We start from the raw sequence: 447 nt of genomic DNA on the forward strand, positions 1-447 counted from the left end.
CTACCTTGTTACGACTTCACCCCAGTCGCTGAGCCTACCGTGGTCCGCTGCCCCCATTGCTGGTTAGCGCACGGCCGTCGGGTAGACCCAACTCCCATGGTGTGACGGGCGGTGTGTACAAGGCCCGGGAACGTATTCACCGCGGCATGCTGTTCCGCGATTACTAGCGATTCCAACTTCATGGGGTCGAGTTGCAGACCCCAATCCGAACTGAGATGGCTTTTGGGGATTAACCCACTGTCACCACCATTGTAGCACGTGTGTAGCCCAACCCGTAAGGGCCATGAGGACTTGACGTCATCCACACCTTCCTCCGACTTATCATCGGCAGTTCTTCCAGAGTGCCCAACCAAATGATGGCAACTGGAAGTGTGGGTTGCGCTCGTTGCCGGACTTAACCGAACATCTCACGACACGAGCTGACGACAGCCATGCAGCACCTGTCTC

Annotated in this window: 1 rRNA gene; it reads right to left on the reverse strand. The window is 57.0% G+C overall.

The features are described from left to right. Positions 1-447, reverse strand: a 16S ribosomal RNA gene (locus FE811_RS27170); the annotation flags it as partial.

Source organism: Paracoccus sp. FO-3, from assembly GCF_006386455.1.
Lineage (GTDB): Bacteria > Pseudomonadota > Alphaproteobacteria > Rhodobacterales > Rhodobacteraceae > Paracoccus > Paracoccus versutus.